The following is a 26,846-nucleotide window of genomic DNA, read 5'->3' on the forward strand; positions in this document are numbered from 1 at the left end:
GTCTTTTGGCCTACGTAAAATGCTGAATTAATCCGATTTTAAGCCAATTGGGCTTTTTTCCAAAGCAAAATCGGGTTATCTCTCCCCCGGACGCATTAAATGGCTCTCATTCTTCCGTTTTTCGTGTAAATTATGTTTTCATTGCCTTTCGCATTATAATAATTTCGATGGTACAAGGGTCAAAACTCCCAGAAAATGGGGAAATCGAGGAGAACATTTGATGGAAAAGATGTTGCATTTGGAAGGGGTTTCAGGAGGCTACCGAGTGGGTAAGCCTGTCTTGAAATCCCTCACGTTCGAAGTGAACAAAGGAGAGATGGTCGGCCTGATCGGCCTGAACGGAGCGGGCAAGAGCACGACCATCAAACACATTCTCGGCCTGCTAAAAGCTCAAGAGGGGACGATCCGGGTGGACGGCTTAACGCTGGCTGAGGATCCCGCCCGGTACCGGGCCGCCTGTACCTACGTGCCGGAGTCACCCGAGCTGTATGACGAGCTGACCATCCGCGAGCATCTGGAGTTGACCGGCCGCGCCTACGGGTTGGAACGGGACGCTTTCGAGAGCCGGGCGGAATCGCTGCTCGAGACGTTCCGGATGAAGGAGAAGGAAGGGGCATTCCCCGCCCACCTGTCCAAGGGCATGCGGCAGAAGGTGATGATCATGAACGCGTTCCTCGTCGAGCCTCCGCTCTACATCATCGACGAGCCGTTCCTCGGCCTGGACCCGCTCGGCATCCGCTCGCTGCTCGAGCTGATGGCTTCGTTCAAGGAGAAGGGCGCCAGCTTCCTCATCAGCTCGCATATCCTCTCGACGATCGAAGCGTACTGCGACCGCTTCGTCGTGCTGCACCACGGCGAGCAGATCGCCGGCGGCACGCTGGAGGAGCTGCAGAGCCAGGCCGACCTGCCCGGCGCCCGGCTCGACGACGTGTTCTTCCGGCTCGTGCAGGGAGGGTCCGCCTGATGGAGACCCGCACGCTATGGAGCAAGCGGCTCGGAGGGTTCTGGAAGGAAGCCTCGATGTACTGGAGCTACGTCCTGCGAAGCGGCTTTCACAGCTTCCTCCTGCTGGCGCTGCTCGCGGGGCTGATCGGCTACGCCCGCTGGCTGCGGACCGCGCCGGCGGACTTTCCGGTCGCCTGGATCGCCGTCCCCCTTCTCGGCTGGCTCATCGGGCGGGGACCGGTCCGGACGTTGCTGCACTCCCCCGACCGCGTGTTCCTGCTGCCGGCCGAGGCGGCGCTCCGCCCGTACCTCGACCGCGCGCTCCGCTACAGCTTCGCCTGGCAAGCGCTCGGCACGCTGGCCGCGCTCGCCGCGCTGTGGCCGCTGTACGCGCACACGCACCCCGCCGCGCCGCCTCTGCCGCTCGTCGCCGCCCTCTTCCTCGTCTGCAAGTGGGCGAGCCTGCTCGCCGGCCTGCAGGAGCTGCGGCTCTCGCGCGCACGCGACCGACGCCTCTTGCGGGGGCTCGCCTACACGGCCGCCGCGGCGGTGGTCTACGCTGCGCTTGAGCGGCAGGCGGCCGTGGCCGGCCTGATCGCGCTTGCGGCGGTGGCGGCCGGCTGGCTCCTCCTGCGGCGCATGGAGCGGATGGCGGTGCTGAACTGGGAGCACGCCATTGGCCGGGAGCGGGCCCAGCTGGCGAGGCACTACACCTTCTTCAGCTGGTTCACCGACGTCGAGCAGCTGCCGCCGCCCGTCCGGCCGAGAGTCTGGCTCGCCGGGTGGACGCGGCGGATTCCGTTTCGGGCCGACCGCACGTACGCCTACCTGTTCGCCATGACGTTCGCGCGTTCGGAAGCAGCCGGCATTCTCGTCCGCACTACCATCGTCGGACTCGTCTTCCTGTTCCTGTTCCCGTCGCCGCTCTGGCAGACCGGCGTGTTCGTCGTCGTCCTGGCCCTGTCGGCTATGCAGTACGCATCGCTCGACCAACTGCACCGCTACGTGTTCTGGCCCAAGCTGTACCCGGTCGACCCGGGGCTGCGCTCCGAGGCAATCGTGCGGATCGCCTGGACGGGGCTGCTCGTCCAGACCGTCGTGCTGGCGGCCGCTTGGGCGCTGGCCGCCGGGGTGTGGACAGCCCCGCTCGCTGCACTTGCCGCCGGAGCGGCCTTCGCCGCCCTCTACAGCTTCGCCTATCTACGCAAAAAGCTGAAGCAGCATCCGCTACTTCAGCTTTAGCAATTCGATGGCGTTGCGAGTCGTGACGGCGGCCAGCTCCTCGAGCGGCATGCCGCGCAGCTCAGCGGCCGCTTCGGCGACGAGGCGGACATAGTCGGTCTCGTTGCGCTTGCCGCGGTACGGATGTGGCGTCAGATAAGGCGCGTCGGTCTCGATGAGCAGCCGATCGAGCGGAACCTGCTTCAGCACTTCCTTCGGCTGCTTCGCATTCTTGAACGTGATGGGGCCGCCGAACGAAATGTGGAAATTCATGTCGAGACATAGCTTGGCCGTCTCCCAGCTGCCGGAGAAGCAGTGCATAATGCCGCCGACTTCGGCGGCTTTTTCTTCGCGCAAAATCCGGACGACGTCCTCGTGGGCGTCCCGGTTGTGAATAATGATCGGCAGGCCGACCTTGCGCGCGAGCCGGATCTGCTCCCGGAACACCCGGTGCTGCACGTCTTTGGGGGACGTATCCCAGTAGTAGTCGAGGCCGATTTCGCCGATGGCGACCACCTTCTCGTGGCGGGTCAGCTCCTCGATCCAGTCCAGATCGCCGGGCTCCATCGTGATGGCGTCCTGCGGATGCCAGCCCACCGCCGTGTAGACGTACGGATACTTCTCGGCCAGTGCGAGAGAGGTCGGGATCGTCTCGCGGTTGAAGCCTATGTTCACGATGCGGGTTACCCCGTTCGCGTACGCCCGCTCGATTGCTTCGTCGCGGTCGCCGTCGAATTCGGGCGCATTCATATGCGTGTGCGTGTCGGTAAACAAGGGAAGTCCCTCCTTCGGATTAGGGGTTGGCCGGTGACGGAGCGGAGCCGTCCAGCAGCGCCCGGATCGCCTCCGGCTTGTCCGGCTCGCCGAGCAGCTCTCCGGGGAAAAACAGCTGATGCCGCCCCTGGTGCAGCCCGCTGATCGAGCGGACGATGTCCGACTTCGTCGAGATTTCGTGGAGCTCTTTGCGATCGTCCATCAGGTAGATCGGCCGCTTGCCCTCGAGCTCTCCCGGTCGGTACACATCATAAGGCAGATCGCGCGGAAAATCAATTTGCGCATAGTAGAGCGGATCCCAGCCCTTCACGGCCATCCAGTCCAGAAACAGGGCGATCGTGTCCCGGTCCTCCGGATCGACCGGCACGTATTTGAACAGCCGGCGGTTCAGGAAACGCGCACACAGGTCGGCGAGCACGGGATCCCGTTCGTCCGTCCATTCCTGGAACATGCTCTGCACGAGCGATTCGTCGAGGCGAAAATAGTCGTCTACCGTCAGCTCGCGCCGCATCAGTCGGCGGATCGGCCCCGGCAGGTGCGCGAAGCGGTACCCGTCCTCGAACAGCACCTTGGCCCGGCCGAATATGCTGTGCAGGAGAAGTTCGGCGCTTCTTGTCACCGGGTGGAAATAGATTTGCCAATACATCTGATATCTCGACATCAGGTAATCCTCGACAGCATGCATGCCGCTTTCCTTAACGACGAGATGGCCCTGGTGCGGCCGGATGACGCGCAGCACCCGTTCCAGATCGAAGGTGCCGTAATTGACGCCCGTGAAGTAGCCGTCGCGGAGCAGATAGTCCATCCGGTCGGCATCCAGCTGGCTGGAGACGAGGCTGACGACAATTTCCTTGTCGTAGGATTTGCAGATGATGCCCGCCACCTTGTCCGGGAACGACGGATCGATGTCCCGCAGCACCCGGTTCACCTCCGTGTCGCCAAGCACCATCCGGCAAGTCCACTCCTCGTGATGCATGGCGAACGTCTTCTCGATCGAATGAGAGAATGGGCCGTGGCCCAGGTCGTGGAGCAGCGCCGCGCACAGACACAATAGCCGCTCCTCCCGGGGCCAGTCCGGATAGCCGCCGCGCTCGAATTGCGAGATGATCTTGCGGGTAATTTCATAGACGCCCAGCGAGTGCGAGAAACGGCTGTGCTCGGCTCCGTGAAACGTCAGGTAGGAAGTGCCCAGCTGCCGAATGCGGCGCAGACGTTGAAATTCCTTTGTGTTGACCAGGTCCCAAATCGGGCGGTCCTGTACATAAATGTACTTGTGAACGGGGTCTTTAAAAACTTTTTCTTCTATTAATAATGTAGAATTTTGCATACTGGCTTCCCCTCCCTAACAACCCTACTAGACTCCTTACCCGGAAACGCTCCTTTTCCTCGGGAAGAGGGTTCCGTTCTTCCGTTTTTCCTGGAAATTGGGCGAAGCCTCTCCGTCTCCCATTCGTATAGACAGGGCGGTGCTGATCGATTGCGGCAAGCCCGTCGCGGCCCTCCGCCGCACTGCTCCGGTCTGCCTGCACCTTAAGCCCCTATTCGACAAAAACGGACGGTTAGTTTGTCGAATTATCTTCTCCCGATTTTCCAATTTTGTTCCTCGCTTTTCTGTCCCTCTCTTGCCCGTATGGACCCGCTGGGGAGCGTTTCCTCCCGCGCCTAGTCTCGTCCAAACCCTATAGCCGACGGGACTTTCTCCATCCTATTGATTAAGAAGAAAATCGGGAACAGACGCAAATTGAGAACGTTTCCTGAAATTGGCACACGCAATGCCGTCTATCAAGTTGACTATTTTGGGAAACGTTGGTATTATAGTTTAGTAGAATAATGTCGAATAATGACGAAGCCAAATATAGGGGGAACTTACACATGATGAAATCTACTGGAATCGTAAGAAAAGTTGACGAACTGGGCCGCGTCGTCATTCCGATCGAGCTGCGTCGGACACTGGGCATCGGAGAGAAGGATGCGCTGGAAATCTACGTGGACGGCGAGCGCATTATGCTCAAGAAATACGAGCCGGCCTGTATCTTCTGCGGCAATGCCGAGGAAGTCACCTACTTCAAAGGAAAAATAGTTTGCAAGAATTGCATCACAGAGATGCCTGCACCTGTGACAAAATGAAAATTATGGTGTATAATAGACCTACACTATCCTTTTGTTAATTCTAACCTTTTTTATATCTCCTTTTGTCCCTTGACCCGGGGTGCCGTTGTTGACAGCCCGTGGTTTAGGGATACTTTTTTGCCTTTTATTCTGCTGCGCAGCCTGTTCGGGGGCAGGCGGGAGCTACAACAGGGCGTTGTAGATGTCCCGCTTGGAGACGCCTCGGTCCTGGGCTGCTTTTTTCATGGCCGTTTTGCGGTCCTCGCCTTGGTCCTCATAGCGGCGGACGTGCTCGTCCACGCTCAGCTCGGCCCACCAGGCGGCCGCTTCGCCTTCCCCTTCCGCTGCCCGGCCGAGCACGATGACGTATTCGCCCTGCGGGGGATGCGCCTCGAGGTGGAGGAGCGCTTCGTCCAGTGAGCCCCGCGCGACCTCCTCATAGCGCTTGGTCAGCTCCCGGACTAGCGCGACCTGCCGGTCGCCGAGCTCCTCCCGCATCGTCCGCAGCGTCTTGGCAACCCGGTGCGGGGACTCATAGAACAGCAGTGTCGCCGGAACGGCCCCGAGCAGACGCAGCTGCTCCGCCTGGCTCTTGCGGTCGCGCGGCAGGAACCCTGCGAACAGGAACCGGTCGGTCGGCAGTCCCGAGACGATGAGCGCCGAGAGCGCTGCATTGGCTCCCGGTACCGGAACGACCCGGATCCCCTCTTCGGCAGCCTGCCGAACCAGGTCCTCACCGGGATCGGAGATGGCCGGCAGCCCGGCGTCGGAGACCAGCGCCACCGACTGTCCCTCCCGGAGGAAACGAAGCAGTTCGGGTCCGCTCGCCTGCTTGTTATGCTCGTGGTAGCTGACCAGCCTAGTCTGGATGTCGAAATGGGTCAACAGCTTGCGCGTCTGCCGGGTGTCCTCGGCCGCAATCCAGTCGACTTTCTTCAGCGTCTCCACCGCACGGAACGTCATGTCGTCGAGGTTGCCGATCGGCGTCCCCACGAGATAGAGCGTACCCGCTTCGGCTTCCGCCGCAAAGCTCTTTTGTACTTGCATGTGCTACCCCTCCTGTTCGGCCGCGGGCGGCTCGGTCCCGCCGTAATAGATCTCCAGCAGCTCCCGGCAGTATTGGCCGGGCTGTTCATAGACGATCAGAGGCGGCAGCAGCTTCACATCGGGCTTGCCGTCCCGAATCGCTTCGATCAGCACCATGTTGCTCTCTTCCTCAGCCCGCGGATGCACGAAGCGGATCCGCTTCGGCTCAAGCCGGTGGCGGCGCAGCGCCTCCAGAATCTCGGCTAGCCGCGACGGGCGGTGCACCATCGCCACCTTCCCGCCGAACTTGACGAGGCGGCTGCAGGCCGCCGCGACGTCGTCGAGCGTGCAGTAGATCTCGTGGCGGGCCGCCGCTATATGCGAATTCCCATTCTGCTCACCGGCACGCAGCGGCATGTACGGCGGATTGACGGTTACGACGTCGAACGTGCCGTGTCCCAGCTCTTGATGGATCGTCCGCAAGTCTCCTTGGCGCATATGAAGCCGGTGCTCCAGCCCGTTCAGCCGGACGTTGCGGACCGCCATGTCGGCGAGCCGCTCCTGAATTTCCACGCCCCAGATGTCCCCCTGGGTTCGCTGCGACAGCAGCAGCGGGATGACTCCATTCCCCGTGCACAAGTCCAGTATGCTTCCGTACTTGGGCACCCCCGCAAATCTTGCCAGCAGCACCGCGTCCATGGAGAAGCTAAAGACGTCGGCGCTCTGGATAATCTTCAAGTCATTTGTCAGCAAGTCGTCGATCCGCTCTTGCTCCAGCAGGTCGATCTTCATCCCGCGTTCCTCTCTTTCTGTCCTTGCCTGCCGCCCGAGCCTAACGGTTACCCGAACGAGCAGCCTTTCCGTTTCGCAAAAAACCGTAGAGCCGGCGCCCTACGGTTCTTCCGTTCGCCCGGGAAGCATCTCTTCCCGCAGCGCTATTTATTCAGGAACGATAAGCAGAACAAGCAATCTCCTTCGTTCCGAAGGTGTCCATAATAGATGTTGCATATATGAAAGCCTTCATTATAAAGACGGGCCAGATTGTCATGGCCTTCGCCTATCGCAGGCGTTGCTTTCTTCTCTTGGTGTTCGGTCTCCGGGGATGCCTGCTGCTTCAACATCTCGCGCAGCTGCCGGTTCTCGTCCGTCAATTGGTGATTTTCCTCCAACAGACGCACCAGTTCTGTCTTCAAGGCGCCAAGATGCTCGAACGCAATCCCCAGCCTCTCCTCCAGTTGCTCGAATTGTTTGAAAAGCTCTAGTTTGTCCACGGTTTCACCCCGACGCCATTAAAGATCCGCTAATCCTGTTCCACTACATCATCCACCGGGAGTTCCATGACGCGATTCTGTTCAAATAAATGAACCTTGGCTATCCGGTCGTTCGGCTTGAGGCCGATTACTTTGCCGCTTCCGAGCGAGGTCATGACCATGCGGCCGACCCTCGGAAGCTCATCCTTCGCGCTTTCGTAATTATCATGCTCGTATTTGAGGCAGCACATGAGTCTGCCGCACAAGCCGGAAATTTTTGTCGGATTGAGCGACAGGTTCTGGTCCTTCGCCATCTTGATCGAGACGGGCTCGAAGTCCCCCAGAAACGAAGAGCAGCACAGAATGCGCCCGCACGGTCCGATACCGCCGAGCAGCTTGGCTTCATCCCGCACGCCGATCTGTCTCAGCTCGATTCTTGTTCGGAAGACGCTGGCCAAATCCTTGACCAATTCCCGAAAATCCACTCGGCCTTCCGCCGTAAAATAAAAAATGATCTTATTGCGGTCAAACGTATATTCAACATCCACCAGCTTCATCTTCAGGTTATGCTCCCGAATCTTCACTTGGCAGATGCCGAACGCATCCTTGGCCGCCGCTTTGTTGCCCTCGACGAGCACGGCATCGGCCTCGTTTGCGACGCGAATCACTTTTTTGAGAGGAAGCACGACGTCATCCTCGGATACATCCCGCTTGCCGATGACGACGGTTCCGTATTCGAGACCGCGCGCCGTATCGACGATGACGCTGTCATCCTTCTGTACAGGAAGGTCGAGAGGGTCGAAATAGAAGATCTTGCCCGCCTTCTTGAAGCGGACGCCTACCACCGAATACACGGCTACCCCTCCTGAATGTCGATGAGCCACTTTTCCAAGGCGAGGCCGGGATTGGCGTGGGACCGGATACGCTTCTGCGTCTCAATCGTCCGCTCCATACCGCGGATCCAGTAGCCCGGCTCCCTGCCAATCGCTTGTCTTGACATCCAATCGACTTGATCTATATAAACGATTTGATCTTTTTGTCCGCAGCTTAAGCGTACCATATCTTTAAACCAGAGCGTGCCCAGGTCCAGAAAGGTATCCAGATGCTCCTGAAGCTCGGTTTTGATGACTTTGTTCTGCACCGTCAGAAGCGCGGCGGGGAAGCGCCCGTCGACTTCTTTAGCCAATTGTATCATTACATTTCTTGCTTCTGCAAACCAATTTGTGCCGAGCAGCTCCCTCGCAGCACCCAGTCCGGCCACCAGCTGAACGGCCACCTGCACAAGCGCGGCAGGGAAGCCTTCCTCCTGCAGCGCAGCGGCCATCGCGGGCGCCGGCATCGGAACGAACGGAATCCATTGCGCTCTCGATCGGATCGTCGGCAGCAGAGCATGCCCATTCTCGGTGATGAGAATCGCCATTACGTCTGTGCCGGGCTCCTCCAGAAACTTCAGCAGGCTGTTCGCCGCCTGCACCGTCATCCGGTCGGCCTCCTCCGCGATATAGATCTTCGTGCGCGAGCCTGTCGACCGGTAAGCTAGCCCTTTCTGAAGCTCGCGGATCTGGTCGATCTTAATCGAAGCTCCGTCCGGACCGATCCAGATCAGATCCGGATGGTTGCCGTGCTCAACCTTGCGGCATTCCAGACATTGGCCGCACGCATCGTCCTTGCGTTCCGTGCAGTACACCGCCTGGGCCAGCGTCTTGGCCATCTCCCTGCGGCCGGAGCCGGAAGGACCGCTGAAGATGTATGCATGCGACAGCTTGTCCCGCCGCAGTCCATTCTGGAGAATCCTCTTGGCTTGGGCCTGCCCGGGAATGGTATCGAAAGACATGCCTCATCGCCTCAATTTCTATTGCTAGTACGAAAAATCTTGAAGGTTGCTTGTAAGAAAGGTTAAAAAAGCAGGTTGATCAGCATGCCCCTGATCTCTCCGACTCTCTGAAGCAGCTCGATGCGGCTCTGCTCCTTCTCCAGCAGTTCGTCCGCCAGCTCCAAGAGAGCCGCATCGATCTCTTCCAGCAATTTATACCGTTTGGAGCGGCCGCGGCGGTCCCAGCCCCGCGTATCGCGCAGCTGGATGCCCCGGCGGGCCGTCTCCTCCAAAAACTGCTTCACCAGCAGCTTGTATTGTCTGAGCTCGCGGACGGTGAGCGTTCGGCTCAGCCGGTCCGCCTGCTGCTGGATCTGATCCAGCATTCGCTTGAGCTGGTCGCTGCCCGCCTGCTCCTCCGGACGCTTCATGAATTCCGAGAACGACTTGGCGTTCACCTGGTTGTTCGCTCCGTGCTCCGGAGGCTTGATATCTTTGGCGAGCGGGCGCCAGCCCGGGTTAATCTTCATAGCGGGAGAATCCCTTCCTTAAAGAGAGAGGCTGCCGCCTCTTCCGGCGCTGCCGCGCCTTCTGCTTAATAGTGCTCGAAGCGCTCGACCGGTACGACGAAGACGGCGGCGCCTCCTACTTGAACCTCGACCGGGAACGGAATGTACGAGTCCGTCGAGCCTCCCATCGGCGACACCGGGGTCACGAGCTGCTCCCGGATCTTGCAGTTGTTCTTGATCACTTTCATCACGTCAGGGATCCGTTCATCCTCGATCCCGATCATGAAGGTCGTATTGCCCGCCTTCAAAAATCCCCCCGTGCTCGCCAGCTTGGTGGCACGGAATCCTTCCTGGATGAGCGCGTTCGACAGCCGGTTGCTGTCCTTATCCTGCACGACGGCGATTACGAGTTTCATAGGTATCCCTCCTCATTAGTATAACCCAAGATCCGGCCGGCCGCCCAGATGTTCTGCTAGGTCCAAAGCAATTTCTGCGGCCACTTCGTCTGCCGGCCGGTCGGCCCGGACGACGCGGATTCGGCCCGGATTCTCCTCGGCCAGCTGCAAAAAGCTTTCCCGCACGCGGGCATGATATTCGGCGCCCTTGCGCTCGATACGGTCGAGGCCGCCGCCTGCCGCACTGGCACTCCGGTCCAGCAGCCGCTGACGGCCCACCTCGACGGGAATGTCGAGCAGGTACGTCCGGTTCGGCTGCAGGCCGGAGCTCGCGAACCGGTTGATGGCGGCCACCGTTTCTTTGTCCAGCCCGAGGCCGCCCGCCTGGTACGCGATGCTCGCATCAATGAACCGGTCGCACAGCACGATACGGCCCTCCTGCAGCGCGGGCAGAATCACCTGGTGCACGTGCTGTGCTCGCGAAGCGGCGTAGAGCAGCACCTCCGTCTGGTCGATCATCTCTCCGTGGTCCGGATCGAGCAGAATGGCCCGAACCCGGTCACTGATCGGCGTCCCTCCCGGCTCCCTCGTGAGCAGGACGTCGAAGCCCCGCTCACCGAGATGTGCCGCAAGCCTGCGGATTTGTGTGGTCTTGCCCGCGCCGTCCGGGCCTTCGAATGTAAGGAATAATCCGTTCACCGTATCCTCCTGCGGTATGCTCAGCTGCGTTGAATCCGGACGTTGGCGGGAGGTATAGAATTCGCCCTTCCTTCGCCGGATTCTGGCTGTCTATATTGGTCGTTCGATAAGGTAAGTGGCCTACTATCTATCTATGCACGGCGGGCTCTTCCGGTTAATCGGCCTCTACCTGCAAAGTGAGGAGGGCCGGATCGGCCGTTCCCTGAAAACGGGCGCCCGCTATCCTCAGTCCGTCCAACTGCCGGACCGCTTCCGTCGATATCCGCTCTCCAGGGTACAAGACGGGGATGCCAGGCGGGTAAGGAATGACCATCTCGGCAGAACGTCTTCCTGCTGCTTGCTGGATCGGAACGCTAACCGTCTGGCGGGATGTTCGGCGGTCAAACTCGAAAGGAACCGGTTCGGAAAGGAGTGGAAAAGGGGGCATACTGTTATTATTCGTCGGCTTGTCCCGCTTTTCCTTCTCCGCAAGCGAGAAATTCGCCCGAATCCGCTCCAGGGAGCGGACGAGCCGCTCCGCCTCCGCCCCACGGGATGCTAGGCTGAACACGAGCAGCGCATACTGCTCGTCCGCCATCTCCACCATGCACCCGTCCTCCTCCAGCTCCCTTTGCAGTGCAAACCCGGTAAGCGTGCCGGTCCGGTCACGAACCGCAAGCTTGAACGGGTCCTGGCTCTCCCAGCCGGCAGTCGGCGCCGTCCATTCGGGTATAGCGAACTGCGACATCCCGCCGATCGCCTGGCGCACCTCTCGGGCAGCGGCGAGGCCTTCCTCAAACAGGGCGGAGCCCGTCTGCTGGACGAGAGCCCGCGCCAAATCGAGGGAGGCTAGAATCGGGTAGGAGGGACTGGAGCTTTGGAGCATGGCCAGGCACTGCGCCAGCCGCCGGCGATCGACCCGCGGCCCTTGGACATGGAGCATGGCCCCCATCGTGAGAGCGGTCAGCAGCTTGTGTGTCGACTGCACGACGACGTCCGCTCCCTGCGCCAGCGCCGACTCCGGCAGAGCGGGATGCATGCCGTAATGGGCGCCGTGCGCTTCGTCTACGAGCAGCGGCAGCCCTTTGGCGTGCACCTCGTCCGCAATTGCTCCGAGCGAGATGCCCATGCCATAGTAATTCGGATTGGTCAAGAGAACGCCTCTCGCTTCCGGATGTCTCTCTAGCGCATCCGCGACGGCTTCCGGGTCGACGCCGCCCGCCAGGCCGGTGCGCACATCCACAACAGGCGGCACGAACACCGCCTCCGCCCCGGCGAGCATAAGTCCGTGCAGAACCGATTTGTGCACGTTGCGCTGCACGATCAGCCGCTCGCCTCGGCCGCAGACGCCGAGCACCATCGCCAGGTTGCCGACCGTGCTTCCGTTTACGAGCAGCCAGCTCTCCTCCGCACCGAAGCAGGAGGCCGCGAGCCGCTGCGCTTCGAGAATCGGCCCTTCCGGCCGATGCAGATCGTCGAGTCCGGTCACCTCGGTCAGATCGAGCGTCATCACCTGCTTCAAGAGGCCTACGGCCTCGTCCGGCAGCGCCTCTCCTCCTTTGTGGCCGGGTACGTGAAAGCTGGCCGGCCGGCGCCGGATATGCCCGGCGAGCGCCCGATAGAGAGGCGCTGCGGCGGTTATCGGTTCGTTCATGTTCGGGTTCCTCCTATACAAAAAAAAGAACAAGCGGCTGCCCGTTCCTCTCCTACTATATGAAAAAACGCTCGCCAGCTAAAGCATTTTTTCGCCGGGCGTCTTCTTTTCTATAGCTTAGGCGTTTTGCTGGTACCAGATCCGTTTCAACTGACGGATATAGAACGGATATTTTTCGTCCTGAACGTCAGTCCGCACCAGCTCCGCCTCGCAGCTCTCGCACAGAAATTCCGTCACGATGCGAATGCCGCTTTCCTTCGGCTGCTGGCAAACGATGCAGATCGGTCTAACCGGCTCGTGCTGCTCCCGCTCCTCCGCATGCATGTCGCCCACCCCTTCTTCTTCATTTCTATCAAGTATACCCTACTCGCTCTCTCTTAAACGGCGCCTATTAAATTTTGTTAGTTATCCTATGTCGAGGCGCAGCGTCCGGTGACTGTCTGCCTAAGGGGACAGATTGGCTTTTTTTTCAAGCCTGTTTGCCCTATACTGAAGGTACTACATGAGGATGTGAGGGAACGCATGGACAGAGGACTTGCAGAGCACGCCACGATCTACAACTATACGCTTCTCAAAAAGCTAACGGTCCCCCCTCTCTATGCTTCCCTGTCGATCGGTCTTCTTTTGGCCGCGGCTCTCTACACGATCCTTCGGCACGGACTGGCGGGGCTGGCGGCCGTTCTCGCCGGAGCGGTGCTAGTCCCGCTGCTGCAGGCGGCGCTGACGAAGGCGATGCTAAGATGGCTCCACGGCTATAGAGCCGTCCCGTGGGGTTGGATGTTCGTGTATCCGTGGCTTGGCTATCTGCCTGCCGCCTATATAAGGGTAAGCCGGCTTTTTTTTCTCCAGCTGCACCTGCTCGTCGCCGGCGCCGCTCTCCTCGCGGTGCTCTACATCTGGCTGCCGGCCTATTGGTTCGGCATGATGGCAGCGATTCACCTCTGGCTGCTGGCTCCGCGGCTTGTGCTCCTGTGGAAGCTGCACGGCGTTGCCGAACAGGGGATGGTGAAGCTGGCTGGACGAGAAATCGCACTGTACCGCTCTTAGCGGCCTGCCGGGTAGCCACCCGCCGGGCATAAAGCTTACTTGCGGCGGATATTGGAGAAAAACGTTAAACCAAAGGACCGAACCGGGCTCCCGATGGGATGCCTGGTCCGGTCCTTTGGTTTGTTTAGGGCGGGCGGCTGGAGCGAGCCGCTCGGACGGCTTCGCGCAGCGGAAGCCCGGCGCTTGCCGCTGAAGAAGCTCGGCGCCTTGCCGACCATGATGTTACACGCAGAACTTATTGCTGCGGAATTGGACCGAGCTCCGGCCCATCACGCTGACCTCCGTCTGCGCCGAGCCAAGCCTCAGCCCGCCGCGCCGTTCGGTTCGGGCGCCACGACTCTCCGCTCCTCGGCTAGGGCGGTCTCTCTCCAGAGCTCCGCTTGATTCGTGCACACAAGAACGGATGGACATGCCAGCAGCCGTTTCATCTCCTCGGCCTCGTCTACCGTATAGGCAATGAGCGAAATGCCCTCTTCCTCGCATAGAGCCGCATACTCGGGTGTAATATACAGATGGTTCACCGCCAGATAAGCAGCCTTGAGCTGCCGCATGAGCGGGAATACCGCCGTCGTGCTGCCGTGATGGATGAAGCCGGCGGCGATATCCGCATCCAGCTCCCGCAGCCGGCGGATAGAGAATTCGTCGAAGGACGTAAGGAATACCTGGTCGGCCATGTCCAGCCTCTTCACCACGTCGAGGACGGCTGTCTCCAGACCGGGATACCGCTGGCCGAACTGCTTCAGCTCGATATTGACTTCAAGCTTGCCCCTGAGCAGCCTGAGCGCTTCCTCCAGCGTCGGAATCGGCTCGGTCCCCGCCACTCTCAGACGCCGCAGTTCCTCCAGCGACATCTCCATGACATACCCGGTCCCTTCCGTCATCCGGTCCACCCGAAGATCGTGCAGCACGACCGGCACGCCGTCCCGAGTGGGCTGCGCGTCCAGCTCGAGCCGAGTGAAACCGAGCTCCGCAGCGGCTTGGAACGAAGCCAGCGTATTCTCTGGGTACCGGCCGGGATACCCGCGATGCGCAATGCCTCTGTCCCTCATCCCGCTTCCTCCTCTTGTGCCTGCTCCTCCACAAGCCCGCTCTCTCCAAAACAAAACCTACGAATCGCCTCGACCACACCGTCCCCGTAGCTGGCCTGGGTTACGTAATCGGCATGCTCAATGAGGCCCGGATGGCTGTTCGCCACCGCGACCCCGATACCGGCGCGCTGGATCATATCCAGATCGTTCAGCTGGTTGCCGATCGCCATCACCTCTTCGGGCCGCACTTGCAGAAGCTCCATCAAGCGCTCCAGTGCGGCCCCCTTGCTCTGGTTTTCCGGCAGCACCTCCAAATAATCGTCTTCCGATTGAAGAACGGCGTACCGGTTCGCGAAGCCCAGCAGCTGGCTTTCCCAGACGCGGCGGATCCGCTCCATCTCGCCGATCAGCAGAATCTTTTGCACCTCGTCCTTGTGCCAGTGCAGGGACCACGCATCCAATTCGCCGCAGCGAATGTTCTCCTTTATCTCGAACTGCTCGATCTGCGCGAGTCTGCGGTAGGACCGGATGCCTTCCTCACCGAACAGAAGCACGGCGATTCCTTCCCGGTCCGCCTCCCGGAAGAGCGGGATCAATTCCTCGACCGCGAAGCTGTTGGTCTCCAGAACGCCGGCCCGGTCCGACAGAACGGAGCCGTTGCATAAAATAAACGGATGAACGAGGTCGAGCTGCTCAACCACCGTGGTGACGGTGGCTCGCACGCGCCCTGTCGCGATGGTGAACATCCCGCCCTCCTGCACGAACCGGCGTACCGCCGCCTGCACGGAGTCGGTCAGCTCGTGCAGCGGAGACAGCAATGTGCCGTCGAGGTCGCTGACAATAAGTCGAATTGGCGTCACAGTTTTCTCTCCTAGCTAACCAGCATTTGCGAATGCATGGTATCAATGAAATGAAGGGAACCGGTGGGGCCGCATGCCACCATCGAGTGGGTCCGATCGCCCCCGCCCGGCTTTGAGCGCACGCCGTCAAGCAGCAGGCCTGACGTGATGCCGGTCGCTGCGAACAGGCAGTCGTCGGCGGAGATGAGGTCGTTCATGGCCAGGCACCGGGACGGATCGGCCAGGCCCATTGCCACACAGCGGGCATGCTCGGCTTCGTTTGCCGGCAGCAGCCGCGCCTGCATGTCGCCTCCCAGGCATTTGAGAGCGACGGCTGTGAGGACTCCCTCTGGAGCGCCGCCAACGCCATAGAACAAATCGACGCCGGCTCCCTCCACCGCCGTTGCGATTGCGCACATAATATCGCCGTCCCCGAACAGCCGGACGCGGGCCCCGGTTTGCCGGATGCGCTCGATGATCGGCTGATGCCGGTCCCGCTGCTGGACCATGACGGTCATCTCGGCCATTGGCTTGCCCAGCGCGGCCGCTACTCTCTCCATATTGTCCATGAAGGGGCGGGTCAGGTCGAGAACGCCCTTGGCGCCTGGTCCTGCCGCCAGCTTCTCCATATACATGTCCGGGGCGTGCAGCAGGCTGCCGGAGGGAGCGGCGGCGATAACCGCAGCCGCGTTATCCTGGCCGTAAGCCACCAGATTGGTGCCTTCAAGCGGATCGACGGCGATATCCAGCCGTTCACCGGTCCCCGTCCCGACCTTCTCTCCAATGTAGAGCATCGGCGCTTCGTCGAGCTCCCCCTCACCGATGACGACCGTTCCGTTCATCGGGACCGTGCTCAGGACGCGGCGCATCGCCGAGGTCGCCGCTTCGTCCGCCTCGTGCTTGCGTCCCCGGCCGATCCAGGGAGCGGCTGCCACCGCTGCCGCCCGGGTTACCCGCAAAAAATCAAGAACGAACCGTTCCACCCGCGCTCCCCCGCTTTCACGTGGTCTTCCTTAATCCTTCCGCGAACGCCGTCAAGATGATCGAAGCCGAGGCTGCGCCCGGATCGAGATGGCCGACCGCCCGTTCGCCGAGCCGGCTCGACCGCCCCACCTGGGGAACGAGCAGCGCAGTCGCCTTCATCCCCTGTTCGCCGGCCGCCGCCGCTTCCTCCATGCATTCCGCAAGGCCGCGCCCCTGCATGCGCGCCTGCTCCAGCGCCTGCATGGCGGGCAGCCAGGCATCGAGCATCGTCTTGTCGCCGATTTGCGCCTTGCCTCGTTCCTGGATGCCGCTCACGGCCGCCTGCCAGAACGCCACCACGTCCTCCTCCGTCAGCTCTTCCTTGCCCTGCAGGAGAGAAGCCCCCCGCAGAAAAGCCGTCGCGTACAACGGGCCGACCGAAGAGCCCACCGCATTGAGGAAGGTCATGGCCATCTCCTTGCAGACGGCACCGCAGTCGGCTCCCTGACTCTCCTCCAGCTTCTTCACAATCGCCTGCCAGCCGATGGACATCGTGACGCCGTGATCGCCGTCCCCCACGGCCCGGTCGAGCTCCGACAACCGGTCCTTATTCTCCTCGATCCGCTCGGCAATAAGGCAGAACAACTCTTTCCATTCCGTTACCGTCAGCTTCATGGCAGCTATCCTCCTATTTCTGCACATACATCGGCGTATCCGCCGGGTGGTCGACCATCGTCTGCAGTTCGTCGTCGAGCTTCATAACCGAGATGGAGCACCCGCCCATCTCGAGCGAGGTGACGAATTCCCCTACGAAGGAACGCGAGATTTGAACGCCGAGCTCCTCCAGCCGAGACGCCGCCCGGCGGTAAACGACGAACAGCTCCATATAGGAGGTTGAGCCAAGTCCGTTGACGAGAACCGCAGCCCGGTCGCCGGCAGCAAGCGGCATATCCTCGAGGATGCGGGTGACGAGCAGGTCGGTTACCTCATCGGCGCTCTTCAGTCTGCCTTTTTCCACGCCGGGCTCCCCGTGAATGCCGAGTCCGATCTCCATCTCATCCTCGGCCAGCTCGAAGCTCGGCTTGCCGGTCTGCGGGACGGAGCAGGGCGAGAGTGCCACGCCCATCGTGCGGGTCTGGTCATTCGCCTTAGTGGCGACCCGGACGACCTCTTCCAGCGGGAGCCCGAGATCTGCAGCCGCTCCCGCCGCCTTGAAGACGAGGAAGCCGCCCGCGATGCCCCGCCTCCGTTCAGCGCGATCCTGGGGTGCCGATGCGACATCGTCGGTCACCCGCACGGTTTCGACACGGATGCCCTCCATGCCGGCCAGCTCCGCCGCCATGTCGAAGTTCATGCAGTCTCCGGCGTAGTTGCCGTACATATAGAGGACGCCGGCACCGGCGTCGACCGCTTTGGTCACTTCCACAATCGGGTCGGGCGGAGGGGAAGCAAAGACATTGCCGACCGGAACGCCGTCCGCGAACCCCTGGCCGATCAGTCCCATGAAGGCCGGCTCATGGCCCGAGCCCCCTCCGATTACCACGCCGACCTTGCCCGGCCGCGGCGGCTGCGCCCGAACGACCGACCGGCGATTCTGCTCGAGCTGTCTCACATAGCCGGAATAGGCGGCCGTATAGCCTTCTATCATTTCGTCTACGATCGCAACTGGATCGTTGATCAGCTTCTTCATAGCCTGATCCGCTCCTTCACTGGATATGGAATTCGTTCAAGAACAAGAATTGGTCTCTCGCGGGGAACCAGGCGTCCGGTACAGCTTCTCGCCGTCCATAATCTTCTGCACCTTGCGGCCCGATGCGCCGCCGTCGAATTCGGCCTTCAGCCAGGCGTTGACGACCTGTTTGGCGAGCTCGGGCCCGATGACCCGCGCCCCCATCGTCAGCACCTGGGCATTGTTGCTTCGTCTCGCGCGTTCCGCCGAATAGGTGTCGTGGCAGAGAGCCGCCCGGATGCCCGGCACTTTGTCGGCCGTTATCGTCATGCCGATTCCCGTGCCGCACAGGAGGATGCCCCGTTCGAACTTCTCCTCCGCAATTTGGTTCGCCACCGCAAACCCGACATCCGGATAATCCACCTGGTCGGCCCCGTCATGGCACCCGAAGTCCTCATAGTCCACCCCGAGCTCCGTCAAATACTGCTTGATGACTTCCTTGAGAGGGAATCCCGCTTCGTCGGCGCCGATCGCAATCTTCATCTTCCATTCCTCCCTGGCTTACGGTATAAGGACGACCTTCAGCGAGTCGGTTCCTCTGCTCACGAGCTCGAATCCTTCCTCGAACTGCTCAAGCGGCAGCTGATGCGTCACTACACCCTCGGTGGGCAGCTTGCCGCTTGCGATCCCGTCGATAACGAGAGGATAGCAATACGGCCCGAGGTGGGAGCCGAGCACATCCAGTTCCTTACGGTCGCTGATGATACTCCAGTCAACCGTGACCGGATCCTTGAACACGCTGAACTCCACGAACCTTCCAAGCTTCCGGATCATGGAGAGTCCCTGCTCGACCGACTTGGGATGGCCCGTCGCTTCGATATAGATATCGCAGCCGTAGCCGTCCGTCATCTCCATGATGGCCGCTACAACATCGACCTCACGCGGATTCAGCACCAAATCCGCGCCGAACTTCTTGGCCAGAGCGAGCCGCTCCTCGAACAGGTCGAGCACCACAAGCTTGCCGGGGCCGGCCTGCTTGGCGGCGCCTACCATCCCGAGTCCGAGTGTGCCGGCGCCCGACAGAACGACGAAATCGCCCAGTTGGATCTGGGCCCGCTGGATGGCGTGGAGCGAGCAGGCATAAGGCTCGATGAGGATCGCCTTCTCCATCGGGAGATCGGCGGGCACTTTATAATTGATCGCTTCCTTCGTGAACTTCATAAACTCGGCCATGCCGCCGTTGACGTTGTTCTGGAAGCCGTACAGGTCGTGCTTCTCGCACATCCAATACTGGCCCCGGTTGCAGAACCGGCACTTCCAGCAAGGTACGATTTGTTCCGAGATGACCCGCTCCCCGAGGGCGAATCCTTCCACTCCCTCCCCGATCTCTACAACATGGCCGATGAATTCATGGCCCGGAATCATGGGAGCTTTGATGTAGGCGGGCTGGGTGGCGTCTCCCCAAAAGCTGGGCGCCCCTCCGTAAGCCTTGATGTCGCCGGCGCAGATTCCGCAGGCTTCCACCTTGACGACCAGCTCGCCTGGCCCGGCTTTCGGAACCTCGACGGTTTCCAGTCGGTAATCGCCCGGCGCATACGCGACGATGGCGCGCATATGAGTAGGAATTGAGGCATTCGGCATCGTTTATCCTCCTAACTAGTGAATGCGGTTTCAGGAAAAACTTACCTTTTATTCTACCCGCTTACTGGCAGTTGTCAATGGTTTGATTGTTATTTATTTTTGTTTATTGATTTTTGTTGTTGTTTTTGTCTTTCTATCCAATTCCTCCATTCCTCTCTCTTTTAGCAGAGTTTGTCTCCATTTTCGCTAATCCTCCTCTCACTCCCTTCCCTTATATCTCTCTAGCATTTTATTTTCCTTGCCGATTGGTTCCATTTCGATTGTCATCTCATCACATTCCTTGTTATTATTCAGTTGAATTTCGCTCCGTTTCCTTGTTTTTTGTGCTTGATTTGCGTTGAAGTCGGTATATCGGTTTGGTATACTTCAGGAAGAACCGATTCCAGGATATCCCTAAGGGAGTTATGCGGCTTAACGATTTTATACGGGAGTTGCTGTCATGCTGGCACCTGAACGAAGAAACCGGATCATGCAGATCCTGAATGAAGAGAAGCAAATACTGGTGAAGGATATCTCCGTCGTGCTGAGCGTATCCGAAGGAACGCTTCGCAACGACCTCAAGATCCTCGAGGAGGACGGCCTGATCGAGCGGACGCATGGCGGCGCCGTCCTGCCGAAGCCTCCCAACCATGAATACACGTTCCATTCCCGCAGCCAGATCAACCAGGCGGAGAAGATGGCGATCGGGCGCTCTGCCGCCCGATTGGTCCAGAACGGACAGTGCATTATTCTGGACGCCAGCTCGACCTCGCTGGAGCTGGCCAAGCAGCTAATCTCCTTCGATTACCTGACCGTCGTTACCAACGGGCTGGCTACTGCTCAGGAATTGACGCGGAACCCCCGCATTAACGTCATCGTCGTAGGCGGGGTGCTGCGGCCCGGCTCCAGCTCGCTCGAAGGGCTGCTCGGCCGAGGGCTGCTCTCCCAGATCCACGCCGACGTCTTCTTTACCTCCGCCCAAGGCTTCACCGTCGCGGAGGGGCTAACCGATTTCAGCGTATACGAGGCCGAACTCAAGAAGTCGATCGTCGTCAATGTCAGCAAGGTGGTCGCCCTGCTTGATTCGACCAAGCTGGGGCGCCGGTCTATCGCGACGTTCGCCGAACTGCCCCAGATCCATACGCTCATCACGGATGCGGGCGCCGACCGCAGCTTCCTCCATACGCTCAAGGGTGTGGAGGTTGTTATCGCCGATTAGCACCTGCTCGCCATCGGCGAGACGCCTCTGCATTGCTGGAGTCGCCATCGGCGAGGTACCGGCGCTTGCTGGCTGGGATTGGGCATAACGAGGAAGCAGCCCTGCGCTTTGGCAAGCGGCGGCTGCCCCCTTGAACGTAAATCCGCCCAAATCTTCCCACACGCAAGAGCTCCGCGGCATTTGCCGCGGAGCTTTCTTTTTTTGCTATGACGGGCGATTACGGGGTTATGTCCTACAGGAAAGCCGCGCCTGTTGCTGCTGCTCCAGCTCCTATTTGAACGTGGAATTGGCCATAGCGACGACAATATGCTTTTGGGCGAAGACGAACAGGAGGACGATCGGGGCAATGGCGCATACGCTGCCGGCCATGATGAGATGATAGCTCATCATCTCCATACCGGGAAACGATTCCTTGAACATCGAGATGCCGACCGTCAGCACCCGCATGTTATTCGTATTCGTCATGATCAGCGGCCAAAAATAAGAGTTCCAGCTGCTGATGACCTTCAAGATCAGCACCGTAATGATCGTGGGCATTGCCATTGGCGCGAGAATGCGATAGATGATCCGAAACCGGTTGGCCCCGTCCATGCTGGCCGCCTCCATCACATCGCTGCTCAGCGACTTGAACGCCTGCCGGAGCAGAAAGATGCTGTACGCCGAAGCGCCATGCGGAATGATCAGTGCCCAATAGGTGTTGATCCAGCCCAGCTTGGACAACATTACGTACACAGGCACGAACACGACCTGCTCCGGGACGATTAGCGCCGCGATAATGGCCACGAACAGCTTATCCCTTCCCCAAAAGTTCCCCTTCGCGAATCCGTAGGCGGCCAGCAGGGCGACGTTCATCTGCAGGGAGACGATGCCGACGGTCTGAATGATGGTATTGAGCCCATAGCGGGCCAGCGGAATGGACTGGAAGACGACCTTATAGTTGCTCCAGGCGAACGTCTCCGGCCAGAAGGTCGGGAACGCTGCCTTGAGCTCGGCAGGCGTCTTCAGCGAGGTGATGACCAGCCAGTACAGCGGAAATACCATCAGCAGCGTGACGAGCAGGGAGAGAATCAGACGGGTCGGGACCCAGATTTGCTTGGCTGTCACAGCCTCCACCTACCCTTCATAATGGACCTTCTTCCGGGATAACACGAACTGCACGATCGTCAGCGCAATAATAATGAAGAAGAAGAGGATGACCAGCGCCGAAGACCGGCCCGCCCGGAAATCGCGGAACGCCATCTGGTAGATCCAGTACACCATCACCTTGGTGGACTCGAGCGGTCCCCCGTCCGTCATCACGTCCACCGATTGGAACACCTGCATGGACGAAATGAACGAGGTGATTAGCAGGAAGAGAGTGGTAGGCGAAAGCAGCGGGAGCGTGACATGCAGAAACTGCTGCCATTTATTGGCCCCATCAATGCTGGAGGCTTCGTAATATTCGACCGGAATGCCCCGCAAGCCGGCCAAAAAAATAATCATCGTAAAGCCGACTCCCTTCCATAGGGAGACCATGATCAGGCCCCAAATGGCGTTGGAGGTGCTGTCCAGCCAATGGACCGGCTCCATCCCGAATAGGGAGAGCGATTTGTTCATAATGCCGTACTGGTTGTTCAGAATCCAGACGAAGACCATCGAGGCGATGACCATGGAGATATAATGCGGCATGAAGATGAACAAGCGCATCGTGTTATAGACGCGAGAGTTTACATTAAGCAGCAGGGCCAGAAGCAGCCCGATGGCGAGCGTGAGCACCACGTCGAGAATCGTATACACGAAAGTAATCTTGAGAACATGATACAATTTGGGATCCGTGAGCAGCTTCTCGTAATTGAGCAGTCCGACGAACTTCTTGGCCGGCTTCACCAAGTTCCAGTCGGTGAAGCTGATATAGACCGAGAAGAGCAATGGATAGTAGGTGAACACTCCAAGGAAAAGCAGCGCCGGACAAACGAGGGAAAAATCCTTGAAGCTCGCTATCATCCGGTAGCGGGTTTTTCGTCTCCTAGTGGGCAGTCGCAGCTCTTCGGCTGCGACCGATTGGATCTCCATAACAGGGGGCTTCCTCCTTTCTTGATGGCTGCCGGCTGGGCGGCAGCGATGCCGGATGCTCGGCCTGCCGGCTCGCCGGTACGGTCAGCCTTCCGCGGCCGGGTGACCGGGCTGCAGCGGCACCATGCTCTCCGCTGCAGCCCGCACCGACGTACGGCATCAATTATCCTCCAACACTTCGTTCATGCCTTTGGCGGCGGCTTTGAATTCCGTCTCCACATCTTTGTTGTCCAGAAGAATATTGCCGATGGCGTTCTTCAGCACCTCGATTGCGGCCGGATAATTCGGATGCTGAGGCCGTCCGATTACGTTGTCGAAGTTTTCGAAGACCGCCTTGTACTGCGGCTTTTTGGAGAAGTATTCGGTGCCTTCTGCCGAAGTGATCGCCGATTTTCTCGTCGGCAGGTACCCGGTGTAATCCGCCCACTTGATGTTGTTATCCGGAGCAGTCATGAACTCGACGAATTTCCAGGCGGCCTCCTTCTGGTTCTGCGGCACCATGTCCATTACGGCTATGCCGGCGCCTCCGATATGGGAGATCCGCTTCTGGTCCCCGGGCGGGAATAATACGCCTATCTCGAACTTGGCGTTCTCCATATACCATTTGATCAACGCCGACGTATGCATGACCATGCCGACCTTCTCGTCAAAGAACATCTGCCGCATCGTGTCCGAAGCCCCTTTGCCGTAGCCCATCTGCAGATAGCCTTTGTCCATCCATTCGCGGAATTTCTTCATGAACTTCACGCTGTTCGGCTGGTCCACGCCCGACTTGTTGTCATCCGTAAGCGGGGTTCCGCCTCCGTTGCGCATCCACGTTTCGGCATACCACATATCCCAGCCCGGCACGGAAAAGGCATATCGGCTTACATTGCTGCCTTCCTTCTTCGTCAGCTTTTGGGCGAACGGTTCGATCTCCTCCCATGTCTGTGGAGGCTTGATGCCTTCCTTGTCAAACATCGTCTTGTTGTAAATGAAGACGTTGGCACTTACGATGAGCGGCAGCCCATACTGCTTGTTGTTATAGGCGTAAGCTTTCAGCATGCCCTGGGAAAAATCGTTCACGTCCATCTTGTCCCGCTTGATATACGGGTTCAAGTCCATGAAGATGCCGCCTTCCCCGAAGTTCGGAATGGAAGCCACCTCGACGTTCGTGACCGCCGGCACTTCTTTGGCGGCTACGGCGGCAAGCAGCTTTTTGTGGAGATCCGCATACGCTCCCTGGTAGACCGGTTCCACCGTAATCCACGGATACTTCTTCTTGAACTCGGCCAACATATAGTTCAATCCTTCAAGCTGGACGTCGGCATGCGCATGCCAGTATTGAATCGTAACGGGAGTCTGGTCCTCGCTGGCCGACGGAGCGACGGCTCCCGCTTCCTCAGCGCCTCCTCCCGAGGAACAGCCGAGGGTGCTTACGGCAGTAAGAGCAAGAACGGCAAAGAGTGAAGCAGCTTTTTTCCTATACATGGATATCCCCTCTCTATTGGGCCGGCAAGCGGCCGATCCTATTCAGGTACCGCCCGCAGACAAGTGGCCTATCCTTCAGGTTACCGTACGCGGGCAAGCAGCTGATCCTTTCAGATTACCGTCCGCGGGCAATCGATCGGATCTGAGTTGGCAGCAGCCGGCCTGGCGTCGGCGTCTGGTGCAGCGATTCAGGCACCATTCTCTCCATCTCCTGGCCCGGCCCGTTCAGACCATCCTTTGGATAGAAGTAAACGATGCTTTCTCCCACGGCAAAATCGCAAGGAGTACTTCCACCACAGCTCGCTACTGGCGCCTGCGAGCTTCCGTTATACGTCACGTAGGAAATGCGGTCCGTAACCTGGTTGCCCCGCGGCGCCACGACGGCGAGGAAGCGCTGCGTCGTATCCGACAATCCTTGCCCGGCGACCAGCTTGCTGTAGGCGATGTCCTTCTTCTTAAGGTTCGTGCCATAAGCAGCATTGAAATCGTCCAGTGTAAGCCGGTAATGGTCCGGCTTCTTCAGCCAGATCACCTTCGTCTGATGAGGTTTCAGAAGCATGTCCGTCGCCTCGGTCGAGTCGGCATCCACGTCGGCCGCCGTCATGATGGACCACTTGGTCACCTTGGTGTTCCAAAGGTCGGGAGATACCGGATCGTAGTAGTAATACAGCTTATAGCCGTACAGATCGATCGCTTGCTCGCTATTGTTATACAGCTCGATGTACTCGTAGGGCTGTCCGGTACCGGGCGATGCCGCCATCACCTCGGTAATGAGCAGCGGCGGCTCCCCCTTGGGAGCTCCAGGCACGGAAGGCTCAAGGGCAAGCAGCTCCTGCAGGTTCATCCGGTACAGCCGGTCTACTGGGTAGAAGCCGTCTCGGTATGCTTCCGCCCCCGACTCGAACAGGATATACAGGTCTGTTCCGCTTTGGGCGATTCCCTCCGACATCGGCGGCAAAATAACGGTGCTTTTCCGGTTCTGTTCGTCCAGGAACCAGATTGGGACCGGGGCGCCGAACCTGTCGGTATATGCGTGAGGCGGTTCCTCCCGAGGTAGGGTGTATGTGAGGAGAGAGCTTTCAATCGTCCTTCCATACGATTGGCTGAGGAGAATAGCATCCCCTGTGACCGCCATCCCCTGTATTTCATTCGGTATCTGAAGAATGAGATCAGGGGCCGCCGCTCCTCCGGTACCGGTCCTACTCGATGGAGCAATCGTATCGTTTGAATCAAGCCGGTAGCCCGTAACCCAGGCCGAGCTTTCCGTGCCCTGCCGATCCCGTCGATGATGGGAGTCGTCGGTCTTGAAATCGAAGCGGGCAAACTCCCCTACCCACAGCACCCCATCGGCGTATGTAGTAAATGAAGCGTTGGTCTCTGTCCGAATCGTTTCCCGGAATACGAGTTTGCCTCCATCGGCGGCGTTCTTCAGATCCTCGATCGCCATGCCATACGCGGATTTCTCCGAGGAGACCCAGACATGGCTCTGGCTGACCGTGAGGCCTCCAGCGTGTCCGGTATAAGGAGTCGTCTCATTCTTGTAGAGGGACACGGTCTTCACAAGCTGCCCGCTCTCCCGATCGACTACGCTCAGTACGCTCGATGCTCCATTCTCCCGATAAGCCGTAAGGAGCAGCCAGTCGGTCTCTGCCAGATAAGCCATCCCTTGAGGAATGAGCCCTTGCATCAAACCGGGAAGGACCGCTCCTTCCTTGGCCAGCTGAAAAAAGTCCCGGTAATTCGGGGACGAAACCCGATTTAGTGGCGGGAGCTCCTCCTGTGTGAATTCGCTTGAGGAAAGGGCAGCTTTCCCTGTGCCGGCAGCCGCCGGCACAGCCGGCCCGCAAACCAGACAAAGCATACACGCAAAAACAATAAGTTTGTTTATCGCCGCTTTCATGAGTCCACCTCCAGAAAATTGCTTATCGTTAAAGCGCTTACAGAAAAACAAATCACCTTCCATTTTTCGTGGTCCTCACCTTCGTGGGATCCCTCCGCTTACCGAACATCAGCCTCCTTTGCTGAAAGTGATAGAAAATGGCCGTGGATGTTAATAAACAATACCAAATGTAAATCCAATATTACCATATATAACAGTATTGGCAAATATAACCTTTACTGTTTATTGTTATTTTTTTGTTTTTCCTTAGTAAACAACAAGAAAAAACACAATTCCCTGGTGCTTCCCTCTCCGTCCTTACCGGGTTAGAGAGGGGCTTCCCTTTTTCATGCAAGAACGGTCAGCCAGCAACACCTAGAGCCATCTCTTACTTAGCAGCCGGCTTTTCATGAATTTGGGTAGACCTAGGCTTCAAAACTAGGTTCATGAGCCATAGGGATCGGGGAAGAACGAGAAGATCCGATACCAAACGAAAACCAATCGCAATCAAAACCAAACACAAAAAAACCTCACTGCATATGCAGCAAGGCTTTGTTCGTCTGCTTGGCAACGTCCTACTCTCCCGGAACCCTTCGGTTCAAGTACCATCGGCGCTGGAGGGCTTAACGGTCGTGTTCGAGATGGGTACGCGTGGTTCCCCTCCGCCATTATCACCAAACAGCTAT

The 26,846-nt window shown here is 59.1% G+C and carries 28 protein-coding genes and 1 rRNA gene; 5 read left to right on the forward strand and 24 right to left on the reverse strand.

Features of this window, described 5'->3' with window-relative positions; translation table 11 throughout:
* Positions 1–220 precede the first annotated feature (220 nt).
* Both KJS47_RS22810 and KJS47_RS22815 read left to right on the forward strand, forming a co-directional pair.
* The gene (locus KJS47_RS22810; protein WP_213528069.1) at positions 221–964 is read left to right on the forward strand and encodes an ABC transporter ATP-binding protein; all 744 of its coding nucleotides are present in this window, start codon (positions 221–223) and stop codon (positions 962–964) included.
* Positions 964–2,187, forward strand: a complete 1,224-nt coding sequence (locus KJS47_RS22815) for an ABC transporter permease (protein WP_213528071.1) — start codon at positions 964–966, stop codon at positions 2,185–2,187. The genes KJS47_RS22810 and KJS47_RS22815 overlap by 1 nt, the downstream gene beginning before the upstream one ends.
* Here KJS47_RS22815 and KJS47_RS22820 read toward each other — a convergent pair.
* Together KJS47_RS22820 and KJS47_RS22825 are read right to left on the reverse strand one after the other, a co-directional pair.
* A complete protein-coding gene (locus tag KJS47_RS22820) occupies positions 2,173–2,940 on the reverse strand; it encodes a TatD family hydrolase (protein WP_213528073.1) in 768 nt (255 codons plus the stop codon). The genes KJS47_RS22815 and KJS47_RS22820 overlap by 15 nt on opposite strands.
* Before the next feature lie 19 nt (positions 2,941–2,959).
* A complete protein-coding gene (locus tag KJS47_RS22825) occupies positions 2,960–4,267 on the reverse strand; it encodes an HD domain-containing protein (RefSeq protein ID WP_213528074.1) in 1,308 nt (435 codons plus the stop codon).
* A 545-nt stretch (positions 4,268–4,812) separates the two neighbouring features.
* Here KJS47_RS22825 and KJS47_RS22830 point away from each other — a divergent pair.
* Entirely contained in the window at positions 4,813–5,067 is a 255-nt protein-coding gene (locus tag KJS47_RS22830) for an AbrB/MazE/SpoVT family DNA-binding domain-containing protein (RefSeq protein WP_213528076.1), read from the forward strand.
* Positions 5,068–5,232: 165 nt separating this feature from the next.
* On the opposite strand, the gene rsmI is transcribed toward KJS47_RS22830, so the two are convergent.
* The 10 genes from rsmI to KJS47_RS22880 form a co-directional block, all read right to left on the reverse strand.
* Positions 5,233–6,096 carry a 16S rRNA (cytidine(1402)-2'-O)-methyltransferase gene (gene rsmI, locus KJS47_RS22835; protein ID WP_213528078.1) on the reverse strand — a complete coding sequence of 288 codons (864 nt, stop codon included), beginning with the start codon at positions 6,094–6,096 and terminating at the stop codon, positions 5,233–5,235.
* A gap of 3 nt (positions 6,097–6,099) precedes the next feature.
* Positions 6,100–6,867: a tRNA1(Val) (adenine(37)-N6)-methyltransferase gene (locus tag KJS47_RS22840; RefSeq protein WP_213528080.1), complete on the reverse strand. Its 768-nt coding sequence runs from the start codon at positions 6,865–6,867 to the stop codon at positions 6,100–6,102.
* Positions 6,868–7,010: 143 nt separating this feature from the next.
* Complete coding sequence (yabA, locus tag KJS47_RS22845; protein ID WP_213528082.1) at positions 7,011–7,346, reverse strand: DNA replication initiation control protein YabA; 336 nt, start codon at positions 7,344–7,346, stop codon at positions 7,011–7,013.
* 29 nt (positions 7,347–7,375) lie between these two features.
* Positions 7,376–8,179: a PSP1 domain-containing protein gene (locus tag KJS47_RS22850; protein WP_213528084.1), complete on the reverse strand. Its 804-nt coding sequence runs from the start codon at positions 8,177–8,179 to the stop codon at positions 7,376–7,378.
* 2 nt (positions 8,180–8,181) lie between these two features.
* Entirely contained in the window at positions 8,182–9,159 is a 978-nt protein-coding gene (holB, locus tag KJS47_RS22855) for a DNA polymerase III subunit delta' (protein ID WP_213528086.1), read from the reverse strand.
* A 62-nt stretch (positions 9,160–9,221) separates the two neighbouring features.
* Complete coding sequence (locus KJS47_RS22860) at positions 9,222–9,668, reverse strand: YaaR family protein (RefSeq protein ID WP_213528088.1); 447 nt, start codon at positions 9,666–9,668, stop codon at positions 9,222–9,224.
* 65 nt (positions 9,669–9,733) lie between these two features.
* On the reverse strand, positions 9,734–10,063 hold the full coding sequence (locus KJS47_RS22865; RefSeq protein WP_213528090.1) for a cyclic-di-AMP receptor: 330 nt from the start codon (positions 10,061–10,063) through the stop codon (positions 9,734–9,736).
* Between the two features lie 15 nt (positions 10,064–10,078).
* Positions 10,079–10,741: a dTMP kinase gene (gene tmk, locus KJS47_RS22870; protein ID WP_213528092.1), complete on the reverse strand. Its 663-nt coding sequence runs from the start codon at positions 10,739–10,741 to the stop codon at positions 10,079–10,081.
* A 154-nt stretch (positions 10,742–10,895) separates the two neighbouring features.
* Positions 10,896–12,374: an aminotransferase class I/II-fold pyridoxal phosphate-dependent enzyme gene (locus KJS47_RS22875; protein WP_213528094.1), complete on the reverse strand. Its 1,479-nt coding sequence runs from the start codon at positions 12,372–12,374 to the stop codon at positions 10,896–10,898.
* 117 nt (positions 12,375–12,491) lie between these two features.
* Positions 12,492–12,698, reverse strand: a complete 207-nt coding sequence (locus KJS47_RS22880) for a sigma factor G inhibitor Gin (RefSeq protein ID WP_213528096.1) — start codon at positions 12,696–12,698, stop codon at positions 12,492–12,494.
* Positions 12,699–12,896: 198 nt separating this feature from the next.
* Between KJS47_RS22880 and KJS47_RS22885 the strand changes: the two genes are divergently transcribed.
* Positions 12,897–13,421 (forward strand): hypothetical protein, encoded by a 525-nt coding sequence (locus tag KJS47_RS22885; protein ID WP_213528098.1) that lies wholly within the window; start codon positions 12,897–12,899, stop codon positions 13,419–13,421.
* Positions 13,422–13,723: 302 nt separating this feature from the next.
* Here the strand turns inward: KJS47_RS22885 and KJS47_RS22890 are convergent, their stop codons facing one another.
* From KJS47_RS22890 to KJS47_RS22920, 7 genes are read right to left on the reverse strand one after another with little or no spacing between them, the layout of a single operon-like run.
* Entirely contained in the window at positions 13,724–14,470 is a 747-nt protein-coding gene (locus KJS47_RS22890) for a glycerophosphodiester phosphodiesterase (RefSeq protein ID WP_213528100.1), read from the reverse strand.
* Positions 14,467–15,309 (reverse strand): HAD family hydrolase, encoded by an 843-nt coding sequence (locus tag KJS47_RS22895; protein ID WP_213528102.1) that lies wholly within the window; start codon positions 15,307–15,309, stop codon positions 14,467–14,469. Before KJS47_RS22895 ends, KJS47_RS22890 begins: the two co-directional genes overlap by 4 nt.
* An 11-nt stretch (positions 15,310–15,320) precedes the next feature.
* On the reverse strand, positions 15,321–16,271 hold the full coding sequence (gene glpX / locus KJS47_RS22900; protein ID WP_213528104.1) for a class II fructose-bisphosphatase: 951 nt from the start codon (positions 16,269–16,271) through the stop codon (positions 15,321–15,323).
* Positions 16,272–16,287: 16 nt separating this feature from the next.
* On the reverse strand, positions 16,288–16,926 hold the full coding sequence (gene dhaL / locus KJS47_RS22905; protein ID WP_213528106.1) for a dihydroxyacetone kinase subunit DhaL: 639 nt from the start codon (positions 16,924–16,926) through the stop codon (positions 16,288–16,290).
* Between the two features lie 13 nt (positions 16,927–16,939).
* The gene (locus KJS47_RS22910; protein ID WP_213528108.1) at positions 16,940–17,941 is read right to left on the reverse strand and encodes a dihydroxyacetone kinase subunit DhaK; all 1,002 of its coding nucleotides are present in this window, start codon (positions 17,939–17,941) and stop codon (positions 16,940–16,942) included.
* A gap of 36 nt (positions 17,942–17,977) precedes the next feature.
* A complete protein-coding gene (gene rpiB, locus KJS47_RS22915) occupies positions 17,978–18,463 on the reverse strand; it encodes a ribose 5-phosphate isomerase B (RefSeq protein WP_213528110.1) in 486 nt (161 codons plus the stop codon).
* Between the two features lie 18 nt (positions 18,464–18,481).
* Positions 18,482–19,561: an MDR/zinc-dependent alcohol dehydrogenase-like family protein gene (locus KJS47_RS22920; RefSeq protein WP_213528112.1), complete on the reverse strand. Its 1,080-nt coding sequence runs from the start codon at positions 19,559–19,561 to the stop codon at positions 18,482–18,484.
* A gap of 439 nt (positions 19,562–20,000) precedes the next feature.
* Here KJS47_RS22920 and KJS47_RS22925 point away from each other — a divergent pair, with 439 nt between their 5' ends.
* Entirely contained in the window at positions 20,001–20,759 is a 759-nt protein-coding gene (locus KJS47_RS22925) for a DeoR/GlpR family DNA-binding transcription regulator (protein WP_213528114.1), read from the forward strand.
* A gap of 270 nt (positions 20,760–21,029) precedes the next feature.
* Here KJS47_RS22925 and KJS47_RS22930 read toward each other — a convergent pair whose 3' ends face one another.
* From KJS47_RS22930 to rrf, 5 genes are all read right to left on the reverse strand, one after another.
* Positions 21,030–21,800: a carbohydrate ABC transporter permease gene (locus KJS47_RS22930; RefSeq protein ID WP_213528131.1), complete on the reverse strand. Its 771-nt coding sequence runs from the start codon at positions 21,798–21,800 to the stop codon at positions 21,030–21,032.
* A gap of 72 nt (positions 21,801–21,872) precedes the next feature.
* Positions 21,873–22,811 carry a carbohydrate ABC transporter permease gene (locus KJS47_RS22935; protein WP_213528116.1) on the reverse strand — a complete coding sequence of 313 codons (939 nt, stop codon included), beginning with the start codon at positions 22,809–22,811 and terminating at the stop codon, positions 21,873–21,875.
* A 159-nt stretch (positions 22,812–22,970) separates the two neighbouring features.
* Positions 22,971–24,281, reverse strand: coding sequence for an ABC transporter substrate-binding protein (locus KJS47_RS22940; protein WP_213528118.1), 1,311 nt, complete (start codon positions 24,279–24,281; stop codon positions 22,971–22,973).
* 115 nt (positions 24,282–24,396) lie between these two features.
* Complete coding sequence (locus tag KJS47_RS22945; protein ID WP_249716682.1) at positions 24,397–25,968, reverse strand: lamin tail domain-containing protein; 1,572 nt, start codon at positions 25,966–25,968, stop codon at positions 24,397–24,399.
* A gap of 754 nt (positions 25,969–26,722) precedes the next feature.
* Positions 26,723–26,839: ribosomal RNA gene (gene rrf, locus KJS47_RS22950) — 5S ribosomal RNA — on the reverse strand.
* Positions 26,840–26,846 lie beyond the last annotated feature (7 nt).

This window comes from Paenibacillus sp. J31TS4, assembly GCF_018403265.1.
Taxonomy (GTDB): Bacteria; Bacillota; Bacilli; order Paenibacillales; family NBRC-103111; genus J31TS4.